Source organism: Bradyrhizobium sp. 199 (assembly GCF_023073355.1).
Lineage (GTDB): Bacteria > Pseudomonadota > Alphaproteobacteria > Rhizobiales > Xanthobacteraceae > Bradyrhizobium.
In genome coordinates, this window is record NZ_JADPJI010000005.1 from 1,414,601 (window position 1) to 1,432,364 (window position 17,764).

General features: G+C 65.0%; 16 protein-coding genes and 1 pseudogene. 10 read left to right on the plus strand and 7 right to left on the minus strand.

Annotation, left to right across the window (positions count from 1 at the left end):
* Nucleotides 1-51: 51 nt before the first annotated feature.
* Nucleotides 52-1,611 (plus strand): beta-(1-6) glucans synthase, encoded by a 1,560-nt coding sequence (locus tag IVB28_RS15295; RefSeq protein WP_247527259.1) that lies wholly within the window; start codon nt 52-54, stop codon nt 1,609-1,611.
* Here IVB28_RS15295 and IVB28_RS15300 read toward each other — a convergent pair.
* The gene (locus IVB28_RS15300; RefSeq protein WP_246931402.1) at nt 1,571-1,951 is read right to left on the minus strand and encodes a hypothetical protein; all 381 of its coding nucleotides are present in this window, start codon (nt 1,949-1,951) and stop codon (nt 1,571-1,573) included. The two genes, IVB28_RS15295 and IVB28_RS15300, sit on opposite strands and share 41 nt — an antisense overlap.
* A 150-nt stretch (nt 1,952-2,101) precedes the next feature.
* Here IVB28_RS15300 and IVB28_RS15305 point away from each other — a divergent pair, with 150 nt between their 5' ends.
* Nucleotides 2,102-2,248: a hypothetical protein gene (locus IVB28_RS15305; protein WP_247527260.1), complete on the plus strand. Its 147-nt coding sequence runs from the start codon at nt 2,102-2,104 to the stop codon at nt 2,246-2,248.
* Nucleotides 2,249-2,265: 17 nt separating this feature from the next.
* Here IVB28_RS15305 and IVB28_RS15310 read toward each other — a convergent pair whose 3' ends face one another.
* The 3 genes from IVB28_RS15310 to IVB28_RS15320 all read right to left on the minus strand — a co-directional run bounded on the left by IVB28_RS15310 (nt 2,266) and on the right by IVB28_RS15320 (nt 4,448).
* Entirely contained in the window at nt 2,266-2,421 is a 156-nt protein-coding gene (locus tag IVB28_RS15310; RefSeq protein ID WP_247527261.1) for a hypothetical protein, read from the minus strand.
* A gap of 86 nt (nt 2,422-2,507) precedes the next feature.
* Nucleotides 2,508-2,948, minus strand: a complete 441-nt coding sequence (locus tag IVB28_RS15315; protein ID WP_247527262.1) for an MgtC/SapB family protein — start codon at nt 2,946-2,948, stop codon at nt 2,508-2,510.
* A gap of 135 nt (nt 2,949-3,083) precedes the next feature.
* On the minus strand, nt 3,084-4,448 hold the full coding sequence (locus tag IVB28_RS15320) for a hypothetical protein (RefSeq protein WP_247527263.1): 1,365 nt from the start codon (nt 4,446-4,448) through the stop codon (nt 3,084-3,086).
* Nucleotides 4,449-4,620: 172 nt separating this feature from the next.
* Between IVB28_RS15320 and glmU the strand changes: the two genes are divergently transcribed.
* Entirely contained in the window at nt 4,621-5,976 is a 1,356-nt protein-coding gene (glmU, locus tag IVB28_RS15325; protein ID WP_247527264.1) for a bifunctional UDP-N-acetylglucosamine diphosphorylase/glucosamine-1-phosphate N-acetyltransferase GlmU, read from the plus strand.
* Nucleotides 5,977-6,023: 47 nt separating this feature from the next.
* A complete protein-coding gene (locus tag IVB28_RS15330) occupies nt 6,024-6,209 on the plus strand; it encodes a hypothetical protein (protein WP_247527265.1) in 186 nt (61 codons plus the stop codon).
* Between the two features lie 9 nt (nt 6,210-6,218).
* Here IVB28_RS15330 and IVB28_RS15335 read toward each other — a convergent pair whose 3' ends face one another.
* Nucleotides 6,219-6,449, minus strand: a complete 231-nt coding sequence (locus IVB28_RS15335) for a hypothetical protein (protein ID WP_247527266.1) — start codon at nt 6,447-6,449, stop codon at nt 6,219-6,221.
* Between the two features lie 215 nt (nt 6,450-6,664).
* Between IVB28_RS15335 and glmS the strand changes: the two genes are divergently transcribed.
* From glmS to IVB28_RS15350, 3 genes and pseudogenes are all read left to right on the plus strand, one after another.
* Nucleotides 6,665-8,491 (plus strand): glutamine--fructose-6-phosphate transaminase (isomerizing), encoded by a 1,827-nt coding sequence (gene glmS / locus IVB28_RS15340; protein ID WP_247527268.1) that lies wholly within the window; start codon nt 6,665-6,667, stop codon nt 8,489-8,491.
* Between the two features lie 84 nt (nt 8,492-8,575).
* Nucleotides 8,576-9,346: a DUF502 domain-containing protein gene (locus IVB28_RS15345; protein ID WP_247527269.1), complete on the plus strand. Its 771-nt coding sequence runs from the start codon at nt 8,576-8,578 to the stop codon at nt 9,344-9,346.
* A 104-nt stretch (nt 9,347-9,450) separates the two neighbouring features.
* Nucleotides 9,451-10,305 (plus strand): annotated as a pseudogene (locus tag IVB28_RS15350) (DUF1932 domain-containing protein); the annotation flags it as partial.
* Nucleotides 10,306-10,336: 31 nt separating this feature from the next.
* Here IVB28_RS15350 and IVB28_RS15355 read toward each other — a convergent pair.
* Nucleotides 10,337-10,852 (minus strand): AAA family ATPase, encoded by a 516-nt coding sequence (locus tag IVB28_RS15355; RefSeq protein ID WP_247527270.1) that lies wholly within the window; start codon nt 10,850-10,852, stop codon nt 10,337-10,339.
* Between the two features lie 150 nt (nt 10,853-11,002).
* Complete coding sequence (gene recG, locus IVB28_RS15360; RefSeq protein ID WP_247527271.1) at nt 11,003-13,111, minus strand: ATP-dependent DNA helicase RecG; 2,109 nt, start codon at nt 13,109-13,111, stop codon at nt 11,003-11,005.
* A 186-nt stretch (nt 13,112-13,297) separates the two neighbouring features.
* Here recG and IVB28_RS15365 point away from each other — a divergent pair, with 186 nt between their 5' ends.
* The 3 genes from IVB28_RS15365 (at nt 13,298) to IVB28_RS15375 (ending at nt 17,558) form a co-directional block, all read left to right on the plus strand.
* Nucleotides 13,298-13,588, plus strand: a complete 291-nt coding sequence (locus IVB28_RS15365; protein WP_247527272.1) for a succinate dehydrogenase assembly factor 2 — start codon at nt 13,298-13,300, stop codon at nt 13,586-13,588.
* Nucleotides 13,585-17,103, plus strand: a complete 3,519-nt coding sequence (gene mfd / locus IVB28_RS15370; protein ID WP_247527273.1) for a transcription-repair coupling factor — start codon at nt 13,585-13,587, stop codon at nt 17,101-17,103. Before IVB28_RS15365 ends, mfd begins: the two co-directional genes overlap by 4 nt.
* A 245-nt stretch (nt 17,104-17,348) precedes the next feature.
* Nucleotides 17,349-17,558 carry a cold-shock protein gene (locus IVB28_RS15375; protein WP_028144554.1) on the plus strand — a complete coding sequence of 70 codons (210 nt, stop codon included), beginning with the start codon at nt 17,349-17,351 and terminating at the stop codon, nt 17,556-17,558.
* Nucleotides 17,559-17,764: the final 206 nt, after the last annotated feature.

A 17,764-nucleotide genomic window follows, 5' to 3' on the forward strand; every position in this document is an offset into this window, starting at 1 on the left:
CTTCGTACGCCACTGGCGCTTCTGCTCGTTTCACTGGGTGCGATTGCTGCCGTGTGGTGGTGGTTGGCGACGCCGATCACGCTCGCGCGCGCCCCGATCGATCCCGCCGAGAAGGTTCAATGCGTCTCCTACGCGCCGTTCCGCGGCGAGCAGACGCCATTGGAGGCGTGGACCCATATCGAGGGCGAGCAGATCGAGCAGGATCTGCGCCAGCTCAAAGAGATCACCGACTGCGTCCGCACCTATTCGATGGAGAACGGGCTCGACCAGGTGCCGGCGATCGCAGCCAAGGTCGGCGGGCTGAAAGTGCTGCAGGGCATCTGGCTCTCCAGCAACCGCACCAAGAACTTCGAGCAGGCCGCGCTCGCCGTCCGTCTCATCAAGCAATTCCCCGACATCATCACCGCGGTCATCGTGGGCAACGAGGTGCTGCTGCGCGGCGAGATGACGACGGCCGACCTCGTCTCCATCATCCGCTCGGTGAAGGCGCAGGTCAGCGTGCCCGTCACCTATGCCGATGTCTGGGAATATTGGCTGAAGAACCGCGAGGTCTATGACGTCGTCGACTTCGTCACGATCCACATCCTGCCCTATTGGGAGGATTTGCCCGTCAAGGCGAAATTCGCCTCTGCCCATGTCGAGGCGATCCGCGAGCGCATGGCGGTGGCGTTCCCCGGCAAGGAGATCCTGATCGGCGAGACCGGCTGGCCGAGCGAAGGACGCATGCGCGAGGGCGCGCTGCCCTCACGCACCAACCAGGCGCGCGTCGTCTCGGAAATCCTGAGCCTTGCGAAGGCGAACAAGTTCCACGTCAATCTGATCGAGTCCTACGACCAGCCGTGGAAGCGCAAGCTGGAAGGCACCGTCGGCGGCTATTGGGGCCTGTACGATTCGGTGCGCCGGAGCCTGAAATATCCACCGGGCGAGCCGATCAGCAATTTTCCATATTGGAAATGGTACATGGGCGCGGGCATGGGCCTGTCCGTGCTGGTATTCGCAGTTGCCCTCATCACGCTGCGCCGGCGGCCGTGGACGCCGCGCTTCTCGGCCTGGCTCGGTGTCAGCATTTCGGCGACAACGGCGGGGAGCCTGCTTGGGATCGGCGCCGACAAGATGTATTACGAGAGCTACGGCATCGGCGGCTGGCTGCTCTGGGGCGCGCTGCTCCTGGCCGGCATCCTGTCGCCGATCTTCTGCGCGCAGGCGATGGTGATCGGCCGCAGCCTTCCGACATTTCTCGATCTGCTCGGCCCGCGCGAGGGCCGCAAATGGTCGAAGCTCACCGCCGTGCTTGGCCTGACGCTGGCGGTGACGGCCGTGATCGCGGCCGCGACCGCGCTCGGCTTCGTGTTCGACCCGCGCTACAAGGATTTTCCCTACGCCTCGCTGACGATGGCGGTGGTGCCGTTTGCAGCTCTGATGCTGAACCGGCCGCAGATCGGCCAGCGTCCGATCGCCGAATCTGTGTTCGCGGGCGTGCTGGGGCTGTCGGCCGTCTTTGTGCTCTTCAACGAAGGCCGCGACAACTGGCAGTCACTGTGGACCTGCGCGATCTATCTGCTGTTCGCGCTCACGCTGTGGCGGGCGCGGGCCGAGCAAATCCAAGAATGAACAGGCCGATCGCCAGACCCGACAGCACGACATTGTAGAGCACGATGCCAAGGCCCGCGGCGATGATGCCGACGGTGAGCAGCACGATCGACGGCCGCATCAGGTTCAGCGTCGCAACCACCAGCGCGACGATGCCGAACACCGAATTTTTGAACAGCACGGTCGAGACCGACCGCGCCTTGCAGACCAGCGTCTGAAGCCCGGCGTCACAGGCAAGCGCAACCTGCGAAAATTCGATCGCGAGATAGCGCACGTAGAACGCACAGCCGACAGTGACGAAACCGACGACGAGCAGGAACTGCACCTGGTAGGGCGTGAGGCGGAAGGGCTTTTTTGTCATGGCGGCAATATGGTCGGGATGGCGCGGGCAGGCAACAGGGCAGTCGATGTTTCTGCTGGTCTGGCGCTCCAAGCTCCCCTGAGGAACAGGCGAGGACCAGGGTTGTTCTAAGCGTGTGAGGCCCACCGCAGGTGCCGTCGAGGAGTGAGCATGGACAAGCCAACGCAAGAGCAGCTGAACGAGCTCAAAAGGTTGAGCAAGGAGGCGCGGGTGGAGGATTGGTCGGAAATCGTCCAGTCGAAGGAGGAGGCCGAGACGCGCATTCGAGATCTGAAGGAAAAGGCGCGCATCGAGTAGGCGCGCGCGAGCGTCTATCAGAGCTGACCTTGCGTCTTCCTGCTTTGCTCCGCCAGCCGCCGTTCGTATTTTTCAGCCAATGCGAGCAGTCGTTTCCTGATGTAGGGATCCGCCTGCTCGGCCAGTTCGCGGACGAGGGCGAGTTGCTCCCGCAGAAAGTTCGCGTCCGTCATCTCCGCTCCGAATCAAATCCGTCGCGGATACTGCCGTCTTACGCTGACCTCGCTCGTATCATTTGGTACATGCTAAGCCTCAGCCGCTATTTCAACCCCAGCCGGCGCTCGACCCAGCCGAGAACGAACAGCACGAGCAACGTGACCGCGATCGCTGCGCCGACCAGCAGCCAGGCTCCCAGCGCGCAGGCAATTCCAAGCCCTGCCGCAATCCAGACGGTTGCAGCGGTCGTGAGGCCGTGAACGGTCTTGGCCTTGGCATCGTGCAGGATGACGCCTGCGCCGATGAAGCCGACGCCGGTCAGCACGCCGGCAACCACGCCCTGAATGACCCGGGAGATCGCATCCGGATGGTCGCGTAAATTCTGGAACTCGATCACGGAGATCGAGACCAGCGCGGAGCCGAGGGCGACCAGCGACAGGGTCCGCATTCCCACCGGCTTGTTGTTCATGTCGCGGTCGATGCCGATCAGCAGGCCTGTTCCGGCGGCGACGAGAAGCCTCAGCACATCATCTAGTTCGTTCATCGAATTCCGCAGGGTTCGGAGAGGAGCGCTGCCCGGAGCGCGCCGTCAAAGAACGCCAACCAGCTGCAAAAGGGCAGCGCAGTCGCAGCGTCCGATCGACGCATGCACGCGGCTTCCATCGCGGATGGGGACGCCTTACCGCCTGAAGAAGGACGTCAGTGTCGATGCCGCCGACGCGGTCTCCGGCTTGGCCGGCGCCGGCTGCGCTGCGGGCGCCGGCACGGGCTCCTCGCGCTTGGACGAGCGCTTCGAAGAATAGCTGCGGCGGCGCTTGTCTGGCTTGGCAGTGGGCGCTGGCGGGGGCGCGGTTTCGGCTTGCGGGACCGCGTCCTGATTCTTCTCCGAGTTCTTCTCCTGAACCCTGTCCTGAGACTTTTCCTGTCCCTTGTCTTGCGTCTTTTCCGAGCCGCGCATCGACAGGCGCTGGCCGTCGAAGACGGTGGTCTCGCAGTGACGATCGTTCTCGGCGAGGCTCGCACAGAATTTTGCGGCAGCGGCGGCGTTGACGAGGGGGCCGGCACCCAGGCGGAGCTGCATGCCGAGCCCGGTGGTGCCTTCTTTGATCATGATGATCGGTCGCAGCGCTGCGACGTCCGGATTGGATTTGGTCACGCCGCGCCAGAGCGCGCGCAGGCCATCGACCGAATTGGCCCCGCCGAGGTCGATCGCGAAACGCGTCTGCTGAATCGCGATCGCGGGGGATTCGCTCTCGGTGGTTTCCGGTGGCTTTGCGGCTGCCGTGACCACTTCGGTCGGGGCGGGCGCCGACTCGGCCTTCTTCTCGGCTGCCGCCTCGTTAGTCTCGGGCTGAATCAATTTCGACGCAGCCGGATCGGGCGGCGCCATGATCGATTTGGACGGCACCAGCGGAATGGTCGGCAGGGCCGAATTCGTTGCCAGCGGTTGGTGCACGAGTGAGGCAGCGGCCGCGGTCTGCTGCGGCAGGCCCGGCAGCTCCTTTGCCGTGTCTTTGGAGGTTTCTTTGGGCGCCTCCTTGGCGGCCTCCATACGCGGCTTGTCGCCAGCGGAAGCGGGCGCCGAGGCGACCGGCGCGACGCTGGGGGCGGCAGGCGCGGCATCCAGCGGCTTGCCCGCCTGCGGCTGCGGGGTGGTCTGCTTGGCAATGGCGCCCGTGACGGAATCGAGCCCTTGCTCGAGCACGGTGACGCGCGAATAGAGCCGGTCGCGATCACCGTTGAGCGTCTCGACCGCGGCGGCGAGGCGGCGGGCCTCGTTCTGGCTCTCCTTGGTCAGCATCTGGAGCCGGTCGGCCTGGCGCGCAAGATCGGCGGCGGCAACCTGGTCACGCCGCCAGCCGAGCCCCGCCTGGTTGGCGATCACCGCGATGGTGACGGCACCCACGGCCGCCACGCCCCACGAGCCCAGTCGCCACATCATGCGGCGGTCGAACGCGCTTTCCTCGGCCACAAGTCCGGAGAACAGCCCGCCGGTCTCCTTGGTGCCGAAGGCATCCGCCAGTGGGTCGGAATCCTTTGCCATGAACGTTAAGTGCCCAACCCCGAAGCTTCCCCGAATCAATCAGGGAACATTAACAGGAAAACCCCGTCGCACTTGAATTCCGGGCGTTTGCGGGGGTAGCAAGGCGGGAGCTTTTCAGAATGACCCACCGCCCGTTGCGCCAATTGATTCGGCAAGATCTGACAGGATTTCGATGACCGCCCGTTCCAGCCTCACGATCGTGCTCGCCGCCGGCGAAGGCACGCGCATGCGATCGAGCCTGCCGAAAGTGCTGCATCCGGTAGCTCAGCAAACGCTGCTTGCCCACGTGCTTGCCGCGGCACCCAAGGGAACCGGCACCTCGCTCGCGGTCGTGATCGGTCCCGACCACCAAGTGGTCGCGGACGAGGCGAAGCGCATCAGGCCCGATGCGCTCACCTTCCTGCAGGCCGAGCGGCTCGGCACCGCGCATGCGGTGCTGGCGGCGCGCGAGGCGATCGGACGCGGCGTCGATGATCTCCTGATTGCCTTCGGCGACACGCCGCTGATTTCGGCCGAGACATTCGCGCGGCTGCGCGCGCCGCTCGCCACGGGCGCTGCGATTGCCGCGCTCGGCTTCCGCGCCGCCGATCCCACCGGCTATGGCCGCTTCATCGTCGAGGGCGAACGCTTGGTCGCGATCCGCGAGCAGGCTGATGCTAGCGCGGAGGAGCGCAGGATCGATCTGTGCAATGCCGGCGTGATGGCGATCGACGGGCGCCGGGCGCTTCAAATCCTCGGGCAAATCGGCAATGCCAATTCCAAGGGCGAATATTATCTGACCGACGCGGTCGAAATCGTCCGCAAGCAGGGATGGGAGTCCGTGGTGATCGAGACCAGCGAGGACGAGGTGCGCGGCATCAACACCAAGGCACAGCTCGCCGAGGCAGAGGCCGTGATGCAGGCGCGCCTGCGCAAAGCGGCGATGGAGGCCGGCGTCACGCTGGTCGCGCCCGAGACGGTTTTTCTCGCCGCCGACACAATGTTCGGCAAGGATGTGACCATCGAGCCTTTCGTGGTGATCGGCCCCGGCGTGTCGATCGCCGACGGCACCGTGATCCATTCCTTCTCGCACATCGTGCAGACGACGCTCGGCAAGAACGTCTCGATCGGTCCCTATGCGCGCCTGCGGCCCGGCACCTCGCTCGGCGACGGCGCGCGGATCGGCAATTTCGTGGAGACCAAGGCGGCGACGCTGGAGGCGGGCGTCAAGGTCAACCATCTCTCCTACATCGGCGATGCCACCATCGGCGCCAATTCCAACATCGGGGCCGGCACCATCACCTGCAACTACGACGGCTTCAAGAAGCACAAGACGGTGATCGGGCAGGGCGCCTTCGTCGGCACCAATTCATCGCTGGTCGCGCCCGTGAAGATCGGCAACGGCGCCTATATCGGCTCGGGCTCGGTGATCACGCGCGACGTGCCTGACGATGCGATGGCGCTGGAGCGCAGCCCGCAGACCATCCGGGAAGGCGGCGCGGCGCGCTATCGCGAGATGAAGACCGGCGGCAAGAAGCCAGAGAAGTGAGCGGCCGGGTGCCGATCCCCGATCGGTATTGCTAGGGCTGCGCGCTCATGGACGACGATGACGATTGGTTTCTGATCAAATTCCTCGTCGAGAATGTCATCAAGCCGCCGGGCCGATGGGTGCTGGAACAGATCGGCGATCCCCGCCCGACCGAGATCGCATCGCTGGTCACCGGACTAGCGTTCTGGGCGTTTGTCGTTGTGCTCGTCTTTGCCCTGGTGCTGGGGTGGTGAGGCACGCCGCTAGTCGTCGTCGGCGACTTCCGAGACCATCGCGCGCGTCAGGCGCCAGCCCCGCGGCCTTGCACGCTTTGCCGGTTCGCCGGCGGACTGCGTAACGAGGAGGGGCTTGCTTTCCTTGCCACGCTCCATGGCACGCTGGGGCGGCGGCCAATGCGCAAGGTGCGTGCCTGTGGTCTCGCTGGCGCGCACCAATGTCGATGACAGACCTTTGCGGTCGGATGAGCCTTTCATGGCCATATCTCCCAGAGGGGGAATCGTTGGCCAAATTTGTTGACAGGAAGTTAATCGGCGCGGTTTAACGCCGGACGATCCGACCCAGTCCACCCGCGGACGTGCGATGTCTCAATCCGCAATAATTATTGAGTATATGGGTCCTTAGAAACTTCGCTAAAAACCGGGCGTGTCGTTTAGGCGATTTTTCGACGATTTGGGGGATAGTGATCCGCATGTGCGGGATTGTGGGCATTCTCGGGCGCGAACCGGTTGCAGAGCAGCTGGTGGATTCGCTCAAGCGTCTTGAATATCGCGGTTACGACTCGGCGGGCGTTGCCACGCTCGAGGGCAAGCATATCGAGCGCCGTCGCGCCGAAGGCAAGCTGAAGAATCTGGAGAAGCGGCTGGATGCCGAGCCGTTGAAGGGTACGACCGGCATCGGCCACACCCGCTGGGCTACCCACGGCAAGCCGACCGTCAACAACGCCCATCCGCATGCGACCGAGCGCGTCGCCGTGGTCCACAACGGCATCATCGAGAACTTCCGTGAGCTGCGTGAGGAGCTCCAGAAGAAGGGTGCGGTTTTCCACACCGAGACCGACACCGAGATCGTGCTGCATCTCGTCGACGATTTGCTCACGCGCGGCAACAAGCCGGTCGAAGCCGTCAAGCTGGCTCTGGGGCGCCTGCGCGGCGCCTTTGCCCTCGGCTTCATCTTCGCCGGCGACGACGACCTCATGATCGGCGCCCGCAACGGCCCACCGCTGGCGATCGGCTATGGCGACGGCGAGATGTATCTCGGCTCTGACGCCATCGCACTCGGCCCGTTCACCGACACGATCAGCTATCTCGAGGACGGCGATTGGGTGGTACTGACGCGCAAGAGCGCAACGATTTTCGACAAGGACGGCCACGCCGTCCAGCGAGACAAGATCAGGCACGCAGCCTCGACCTCGCTGGTCGACAAGGCCAATTACCGCCACTTCATGGCCAAGGAGATCCACGAGCAGCCGGAAGTGGTCGGCCATACGCTGGCGCGGTACGTCGACATGGCGACCGAGCGCGTCTCGCTGCCGGTCAAGCTTCCCTTCGACTTCAGCACCATCCAGCGCATCAGCATCACCGCCTGCGGCACCGCGAGCTATGCCGGCTTCGTCGCAAAATACTGGTTCGAACGCTTTGCGCGCCTGCCGGTCGAGGTCGATGTCGCCTCCGAATTCCGCTACCGGGAGGCGCCCTTGCGCAAGGGCGATCTCGCCATCTTCATCTCGCAGTCAGGCGAGACCGCCGACACCCTGGCGGCACTGCGCTATGCCAAGGCTGAGGGCGTCCACACGGTCGCCGTCGTCAACGTGCCGACCTCGACGATCGCGCGTGAGAGCGAGACCGTGCTGCAAACGCTGGCCGGCCCCGAGATCGGCGTCGCCTCGACCAAGGCCTTCACCTGTCAGCTCATGGTGCTGGCAAACCTTGCGATCGCGGCCGGCAAGGCCAGAGGCGAATTGTCCGACGCGGACGAGACCAAGCTGGTTCACGGCCTGGTCGAGATCCCGCGCCTGATGGCGGATGCGCTCACCCTCGAGCCCCAGATCGAAAAGCTCGCGCAGCGGATCGCCAAGTCCCGCGACGTGCTCTATCTCGGCCGCGGCACCAGCTTTCCGCTCGCGCTCGAAGGCGCGCTGAAGCTGAAGGAGATCTCCTATATCCACGCCGAGGGCTATGCCGCCGGTGAGCTCAAGCACGGGCCGATCGCGCTGATCGACGAGACCATGCCGGTCGTCGTCATCGCGCCTTACGACCGCGTGTTTGAAAAGACGGTCTCCAACATGCAGGAGGTCGCCGCCCGCGGCGGCAACATCATCCTGATGACAGACGCGAAGGGCGCAGAAGAGGCGACGGTGGAGTCGCTCGTCACCATCATCATGCCCGACATGGCGGCGGCCTTTACCCCGATGGTCTATGCCGTCCCCGTGCAGCTGCTCGCTTATCACACGGCTGTGGTCATGGGCACCGACGTCGACCAGCCGCGCAATCTCGCGAAATCGGTGACCGTGGAATAGGCAGAAGGGATATCAAGCGGTCGCGGCCTTCCAAAACCTGTTAGAAGGCCCTAGCTTGTGTGCTGCGACCGACTTGGAACCCGAATGACCCCCCGCGACGACGCGCCTGCGCCTCTTGATCCCGTTCCGGAACCGCATACCGGCCTGATGGGCCGCTTCCGCAATTATTTTCTGACGGGACTCATCGTCACAGGGCCGATCGCGATCACGCTGTACCTGGTCTGGTGGTTCGTCACCTGGGTCGATGGCGTGGTGCGGCCGTTCGTGCCGCTCGCCTATCGGCCTGAAACCTATCTGCCGTACGTCATTCCCGGCTGGGGACTGGTTGTCGCGTTCTTCACGCTGACGCTGGTCGGCTTCCTCGCGGCCAATCTGATCGGCCGGACGCTGGTCGATGTCGGCGAAACGCTCCTCGGCCGGATCCCGGCGGTGCGCGCCATCTATCGCGGCTTGAAGCAGGTGTTCGAGACGCTGTTCTCGGGCAAGGGCTCGAGCTTCCGCAAAGTCGGCCTGGTCGAATTTCCCTCGCCGGGCATGTGGTCGATCGTGCTGATCTCGCAATCACCGAATGAAGAGGTCGCGCGCAGCCTGCCGGGGCAGGAGGAGCACGTCTCGGTGTTCCTGCCGTGCTCCCCGAACCCGACCACCGGCTTCTTTTTCTACGTGCCCAAGAGCAAGATCGTCGAGGTCGACATGAGCACCGAGGACGCGGCGACGCTGATCATGTCGGCCGGCGTGGTGCAGCCGGGCTCGGCACCCGATCCGAAAAAAGCCGCGGCGCTCGCCGGCGTGGCGAATGCCGCGCGCATCGCCAACGCCTCGGCGCTTCACCCCGAGCCTGCGAAGGTGGAGTAGGGCCATTCCCTTGCGGGGTGGCGTCGGTCACGTGCGCGCTGGCATCCTCTGCTATGCTCCTGTCGAGCCGAGCGCCTCGCCCGGCGTTCGACCTGGAGTGCTTGATGTCCAAAACCATTGCGATCCTCGCGCCTGGCGCCATGGGCAGCGCCGTCGCCCGCCGTCTCAGCGAGCATGGGGCGCGCGTGCTGACGTCCTTGGAGGGGCGGAGCGAGGCGACGCGCAAGCGCGCAGCAGACGCCGGCATGGTCGGCGCCGATGACGATGCGATCGCAGGTGCCGACATCATTCTTTCGATCGTGCCGCCGGGCGAAGCCGTTGCGTTGGCGGAGCGGCTGGCCGCGCTGATCGTCAGGCGCGAGAAGAAGCCGGTCGTGGTCGATTGCAACGCCGTCAACGTCGACACGGTGCAAAGGATCGAGGAGATCATCGGCTCGGCCCAGGCCCCGTTCGTCGATGGCGGCATCATCGGCTTCCCACCGCAGCCCGGGGCCAAGAGCCCGGCCTTCTACATGTCCGGCGAGCACGCCAAAGACGTTGCGGTGCTGAAGGACCTCGGCCTCGACGTGCGGATCGTCGAGGGGCCGGTCGGAGCGGCCTCGGCTTTAAAAATGTCCTACGCCGGCATCGTCAAAGGGCTCGCCGGCATCGGCTCCGCCATGGTGATCGCAGCAACGAAGGCAGGCGCAGCGGACGCGTTGCGCGACGAGCTCGCGCTCAGCCAGCCCGCGATCCTGGCCCGGCTCGAAGTCGCGCTGCCGGACATGATCCCGAAAGCCTATCGCTGGGTTGCGGAGATGCGGGAGATTTCCGGCTTCCTCGGTCCCGATCATCCAGCCAGCCAGATCTACGAGGGCTTTGCGAAGTGGTTCGAGCACCTCGCGGAAGATGCGCAGGGCGAGGCGGCGGATACGGACCTGATGAAGGCATTCGCCGCGCGTATTGTGCAGAAGAAATCCGGATCGTCCGGTCTCACGACACGGCTATCGATCATTTGCCGTGCACCGAATCCAGAAAACTCCGGATGTCCCGATCGCGTCTCAAGCGCACGACCGGGACGCCAGCGCCATACTGCACACGCTCGGCCTCGATGACAGGCGCGCGCTCGGTGTTGTAGCGCCACGCCTCCCGCATCAATGTCCAGTCGAATTGTTCGGGGCACCCCTCCGGGAGGTCAGGCCGCGTCGTGTCGCGATCGAATGCCGAGCGCCAGAGAATGCGCCACTGGCAGAGCCAGCGCGGACGGTCGATGATGACGAGCGTATCCGCGCGCGCGAGCGTCAAATCGAAAGCCAGCCCGGAGAAGCTACCGTCGACCACCCAAGCATCGCCCCAGATCGCTTCCGTGACGCGCATCCGAAAGCCCGGCTTGTCGGATGGCGTCCAACCCGGCCGCCAATACAGCACGTCGAGATGCACCACCGGCAGCCCGAGCTTTCGCCCGAGATTCCGGGCGAGGCTGGTCTTTCCGCTACCCTGGGAGCCAACGATGATGATGCGGCGCATGGTGGGAGAATTTCATGAAGTTGGCCGCAACGAAAGATGGTGCTTTGGGCCGAGCACCGAGACGTGGCCTTTGTTCCGCTGCGCTCGCAACGACGGGAAGGGCCGGGCGCTCTTACGTCCGTGACAAGCTTGCGGCAGCGCCGCATTAACTCAACCCGCCCCGATCAGCGGGATCGCCTCGTCCCGCTCGTAGAGATACAACAGGCACCGTAGTGCCTCGCCGCGCTCGCCCTTCAGCTTCGGATCGTCCTTCAGGATCCGCAGCGCTTCGTCTCTGGCCTGGGCGATCAGCTGGCCATGCACCTCCGGGCGCGCGATGCGGTAGCCCGGCAGGCCGCTCTGGCGTACCCCTAACACGTCGCCTTCGCCGCGCAGCTTCAGATCTTCCTCGGCGATGCGAAAACCGTCGGTGGTCTCGCGGATCACCTTCAGCCGGGCCTTTGACATCTCGCCGAGCGGCTCGGAGTAGAGCAAGATGCAGGTCGAGGCTTCAGAGCCACGTCCGATGCGCCCGCGGAGCTGATGCAGTTGGGCCAGGCCAAAGCGCTCGGCGTTTTCGATCACCATAATCGTCGCCGCCGGAACATCGACGCCGACTTCGACCACCGTGGTCGCGACCAGCAGGCCGATCTCGTGCGCCGCGAACTGTCCCATCACGCGGTCCTTCTCGGTGCCCTTCATCTGGCCGTGGACGAGGCCGACACGCTCGCCGAAGCGCTTTTGCAGGGTCTCGAAGCGCTTGGTCGCATTGGTGAGATGCTCGGTGCCCTCCGCCTCGGATTCCTCGACCAGCGGGCAAATCCAGTACACCAGCTTGCCGGACTCGAGCGCACGGCCGACGCCGTCCATGACCTCACCGAGCCGGCTCATGGCGACGGCGCGGGTGTCGATCGGCTGCCGGCCGGCGGGCTTTTCGCGCAGCTCGGAGATGTCCATGTCGCCGAAATAGGTCAGCACCAGCGTGCGCGGAATGGGCGTGGCGCTCAGCACCAGCACGTCGACGGCTTCGCCTTTGGACGTCAGCGCGAGGCGCTCGCGCACGCCGAAACGGTGCTGCTCGTCGACGATGGCGAGCGCAAGATCACGGAAGATCACGTCGTCCTGGATCAGCGCATGGGTGCCGACGAGCAGGTCGATTTCGCCGGAAGCGAGCTGAGTGATGAGCTCGCGCCGCTCCTTGCCCTTTTCGCGGCCGGTGAGGATCGCGACGCGCATGCCGGCGCGCTCGGCGAGCGGGGCGATGGTCTTGATGTGCTGGCGCGCCAGGATCTCGGTCGGCGCCATCAGGGCGGCCTGCTTGCCGACCTCCGCGACGGCGGCGGCCGCGAGCAGCGCGACCACGGTCTTGCCGGAGCCGACGTCGCCCTGGAGCAGACGCAACATGCGTACGGGTTGTTGCAGGTCCTCGGCGATGGCGGCGGCAGCGCTGCGCTGCGACGGCGTCAGCGCATAGGGCAGGGCATCGATGATCTTGTTGCGGAGGTGACCATCGCCGGCATTGCGGACGCCGGCCGGGCGGCGCAGTTGCGCGCGGATCAAAGCGAGCGCGAGCTGACCGGCCAGGAGTTCGTCAAAGGCGAGGCGCGACCAGAACGGCTGGTCGGGGAGGATGTCCGTGAGCTCGACCGGCTGGTGTACGCGGGTGAGCGCTTCGGCGATCGACGGAAAATGACACCGGCGCATGACCTCCGGGCTGATCCATTCCGGCAGCACCGGCAACTTCTGCAGCGCCTGCGCGATCGCGCGGCGCAGCGAGCCGAGCGCGAGGCCCTCGGTTAGGGGATAGACGGGATCGATGCCCGAGAGTTTCGAGATCGCTTCCTCGTCCAGCACGCGGTCGGGATGCACGATCTGCGGAATGCCGTCGTACATCTGCAGCGTGCCGGAGACGTAGCGCTTCTCGCCGATCGGCAGCAGCTTTTCGACGTAGCCGGGCTTGGCGCGGAAGAAGGTCAGCACGACCTCGCCGGTGTCGTCGCTGGCGTAGACCAGATACGGCGCGCGTGCGTTGCGCGGCGGGGGCGGGCGGTGGCGGTCGACCGTGACCTCCAGCGTCACCATGGTTCCCTGCACGGCGTCGCGGATTTTCGGCCGGGCGCGGCGGTCGATCACCTGACTAGGCAAATGCAGCAGCAGGTCGAGCAGCCGCGGCGTCTCGCTGCGGCTGAGCAGGTATTGCAGCAGCTTGTCCTGCTTCGGACCGACGCCGGGCAGGCTGGTCACGGCAGCGAACAGCGGATTGAGCAGGCTGGGGCGCATGGATGCGAATCTAGGATCGTTTCGGCTCGTCTTGCCCGGCTTTATGCCGGGCATCCACGGCTTTTTTCGCAGCCTTCGTCCGGGCATCAGGCCATGCCAAATCGAGGGCTGACACGGCCACCCCGAGTGGCTATATCACCCCCGCCCGGCACGTCCGGGCTTTCGGCGTTTGACTGGATCTGAGACATGACGGGAACGACACGATCGAGCAACGGGCTCGACGACCGCCGCAAGCGGCTCTTGTTCCGCTGCTGGCACCGCGGCACGCGCGAGATGGATTTGATCCTCGGCCGCTTTGCCGACGCTGAGATCGGCAATCTGTCCGATGCCGAGCTCACCGAGCTCGAGACGCTGCTCGAAGAGTCCGATCCCGACCTCTACGCCGCGATCACCGGTGACAAGGTGCTGCCACCTGATGTGACCGGCGCGATCTTCGCCCGCATCAAGGCATTCCCGATTACGGACGGCGATTTATGAAGCAGGGGATGAAATCTCCGGCCGAGCTGCTTGCGCCCGGCCGCGCGCTGACGCTTGCCAATGTCGCGGAAGGCGCCGAAGGCCTCGTCGTCTCCGATCTCGCCCGGGCCATCGCGGCGCGGCCGAAGAAGCCGGCGGTCAGCCTTGCGGTGGTCTGCCGCGACGGTCCGCGCATGCAGCAGCTCGAGCGCGCGCTGCAGTTCTTCGCCCCCGATCTGCCGGTGCTGACCTTCCCGGCCTGGGATTGCCAGCCCTATGACCGGGTCTCGCCGCATGGCGGCATCCTGGCGCAACGCCTGACCACGCTGGCACGGCTTGCGTCACTGACCGGCAGCGACAAGCCGCTGATCGTGCTGACGACGGTGAACGCCGTCGTGCAGCGCGTGCCCGCGCGCGAGCTGGTCGCGGCGCAGGCGCTTTCGGTTGCGCCCGGCAACGTCGTGCCGATGGACACCATCGTCGCCTGGCTCGAGCACAACGGCTACAACCGCTCCTCGACGGTACGCGAGCCCGGCGAATATGCCGTGCGTGGCGGCATCCTCGATCTCTTTCCGGCCGGCCTCGATCAGCCCGTCCGCTTCGACTTCTTCGGCGACAGTCTGGAATCGATCCGCACTTTCGACGCCGAGACCCAGCGCACGCTGCTCGACATGCGCGCGCTCGACCTGGTGCCGATCTCCGAGTTCCAGCTCGTCACCGATACCATCCGCCGTTTCCGCATGGGCTATGTCGCCGAGTTCGGCGCGCCCACGCGCGATGACGCACTGTATGAGGCCGTCAGCGAGGGCCGCCGCCATCCCGGCATGGAGCATTGGCTGCCGCTGTTCCAGGACCGGATGGATACGCTGTTCGACTATCTGCAAGGGGCTCCGATCGCGATCGAGCCGCAGGCCGAGGACGCCGTCCGCGAGCGCTTCAAGCAGATCCTGGACTATTACGAGGCCCGCCGCGATGCCATGGAGCATCCAGGCGGCGGCGCGATCTACAAGCCGCTGCCGCCGGATCGGCTTTATCTCACCGCGGAGGAGTGGGCCAAGCGCGAGAGCGACATGCCGGTGTTGCGGTTGACGCAATTTTCGGTTCCGGCCGACGGCACGAATGTCATCGACGCCGGTGCGCGCAAGGGCCGCGACTTCGCGCCGGAGCGCAACGACACCACGGTCAACGTGTTCGAATCCGTGGTCAGCCATGTGATGGCGCTGCACGCCCAGCGCAAGAAAGTCGTGATCGCGCTCTGGAGCGAAGGCTCGCGCGACCGCATGACGTCGATGCTGCGCGACCACAAGCTGACCCACACCACCAGCGTCAACAGCTGGCGCACGGTGCAGGCCACTCCGCGCAACGAGACCATGCTCGCCGTGCTCGGCCTCGATAGCGGTTTCGAGACCGACGAGATCGCGCTCATCAGCGAGCAGGACATCCTCGGCGACCGACTGGTGCGGCCGCGGAAGGCCAGCCGCAAGCTCGACAATTTCATCTCGGAGGTGACGAGCCTTGCCGCCGGCGACATCGTCGTCCACGTCGATCACGGCATCGGCCGCTTCGTCGGCCTGCAGACGCTGGATGTCGCGGGCGCGCCGCATGACTGTCTCGAACTGCACTATGCGGGCGAGACAAAACTGTTCCTGCCCGTCGAGAACATCGAGCTCTTGTCGCGTTACGGCTCCGACCAGACCACGGTCGAGCTCGACCGTCTGGGCGGCGGCGGCTGGCAGACCCGCAAGGCGAAACTCAAGAATCGTATCCGCGAGATCGCGGGCGAATTGATCAAGATTGCTGCCGCGCGCCATCTGCACGAGGCGCCCAAGCTGCTGGTGCAGCCCGGCCTCTATGACGAGTTCTGCGCACGCTTCCCCTATGACGAAACCGAGGACCAGTTGGGGGCCATCGAATCCACGTTGAAGGACCTCGAACTCGGCCGTCCGATGGACCGGCTGATCTGCGGCGACGTCGGCTTTGGCAAGACCGAGGTGGCCTTGCGCGCGGCGTTTGCCGTGGCGCTCGAGGGCAAGCAGGTTGCCGTCGTGGTGCCGACCACGCTCCTGGCGCGCCAGCACGCCAGGACCTTCACCGAGCGCTTCAAGGGCTTTCCGGTGAACGTGGCCCAGGCTTCGCGCCTGATTGCGGCCAAGGAGCTCAATCTGGTCAAGAAGGGTATTGCCGACGGTTCGATCGACATCGTCGTCGGCACCCATGCACTGCTCGGCAAGGCGATCAAATTCCGCGACCTCGGCCTCGTCATCGTCGACGAGGAGCAGCACTTTGGCGTGACCCACAAGGAACGGCTGAAGGCGCTTCGCGCCGAGGTGCATGTGCTGACGCTGACGGCGACGCCGATCCCCCGCACGCTGCAACTTGCGCTCACCGGCGTCCGCGAACTCTCGATCATTGCCTCGCCCCCGGTCGATCGCCTCGCCGTGCGCACCTTCGTTGCCCCGCATGATCCCCTCATGATCCGCGAGGCATTGCTGCGCGAGCGCTATCGCGGCGGGCAGGCGTTCTACGTGGTGCCGCGCATCGACGACCTCGCCGAGGTCAAGGATTTCCTCGACAAGAACGTGCCGGAGATGAAGGTCGCGGTCGCGCACGGCCAGATGCCGCCCTCTGCAATCGAGGACATCATGACCGCGTTCTACGACGGCAAGTTCGACATCCTGCTGTCGACGACGATCGTGGAATCCGGCCTCGACATTCCCAACGCCAACACGCTGATCGTGCATCGCGCCGACATGTTCGGTCTCGCCCAGCTCTATCAGCTCCGCGGCCGCGTCGGCCGTGCCAAGCTGCGCGCCTATGCGCTGTTCACGCTGCCGGCGCAGCAGAAGATCACGGCGCAGGCCGAGCGCCGGCTCACCGTGCTGCAATCGCTGGAGACGCTGGGGGCGGGCTTCCAGCTCGCCTCGCACGACCTCGACATCCGCGGCGCCGGCAATCTGCTCGGCGAGGAGCAGTCCGGCCACATCAAGGAGGTCGGCTTCGAGCTCTATCAGTCGATGCTGGAGGAGGCGATCGTCAACCTCAAGGCCGGCGTCTCCGAGCCTGCCGCCGACCGCTGGTCGCCGTCGATCACCATCGGCATGCCCGTGCTCATTCCGGAGGATTACGTCAGCGACCTCTCGGTGCGGCTGTCGCTGTACCGGCGCCTTGCCGACCTCGACAGCGAGGAGGAGATCGAGAACTTCGGTGCCGAGATGCGCGACCGCTTCGGCGTGCTGCCGGACGAGGTGCGCTACCTGTTCAAGGTCGCCGCGATCAAGGCGTTCTGCCGCCGGGCCAACGTCGGGAAGATCGATGCCGGCCCGAAGGGCGCCGTCATCGCCTTCCGCGACAATTCCTTTGCGCATCCCGACCGCCTGGTGTCATTCATCCGCAGCTACGGCCAGGCCGCCAAGGTGCGGCCCGACATGAAGGTGGTGTTCCTGCAGGACTGGGAGACACCGGAAGAGCGTCTCGCCGGCACCACCGAGATCATGCGCCAGCTGGCGCAGCTCGCGCAGAGCAAGAAGGCGGCGTGATCACTTATTTCGATGGCAGAGGCGACGCAGCCAAGCGATGCGGAGGGGCGTCGATTCCGACAACGAAATGATCACTTGCGGAATGGCCGAACAGTCCCTATGTTATGTCCATCGAGTTTCGGCCGAACGACTTGGCCTCGCCGCTTTCGGGCGCGCCTGACTGACGACCCTCCCTCCAGATCTCGACGACACCGAACGCGCTTTTCAGCGCGGTCAAACGCTTATCTATCTTAAAGGACGACCCCATGACGACGGGAACTGTGAAGTGGTTTAACAGCCAAAAGGGTTTCGGATTCATTCAGCCCGACCAGGGCAGCCAGGATGTGTTCGTTCATATCAGCGCCGTTGAACGCGCCGGCATGAATACCCTCAACGAAGGGCAGAAGGTTTCATTCGAAATCGTTGCAGACCGCCGCACCGGCAAGTCTGCTGCTGAAGATCTGCGCGCCGCATAGGCTGCCGCAATCGCCATGACGTTGCTTTGACCACGGATGTACTGGCAAAGCTTCGGATTTCTGAACCCGCGACCGTTCACCGGCCGCGGGTTTTTTGCGCCCGCTGCCGCCCATCGCGAATGAGAATACGAATGCTGGCATTCCGCGCAAAGATCCCCATATGGACTGTATGAGCAATTGGCAGAAGTCGACCACGCGACAAGCAC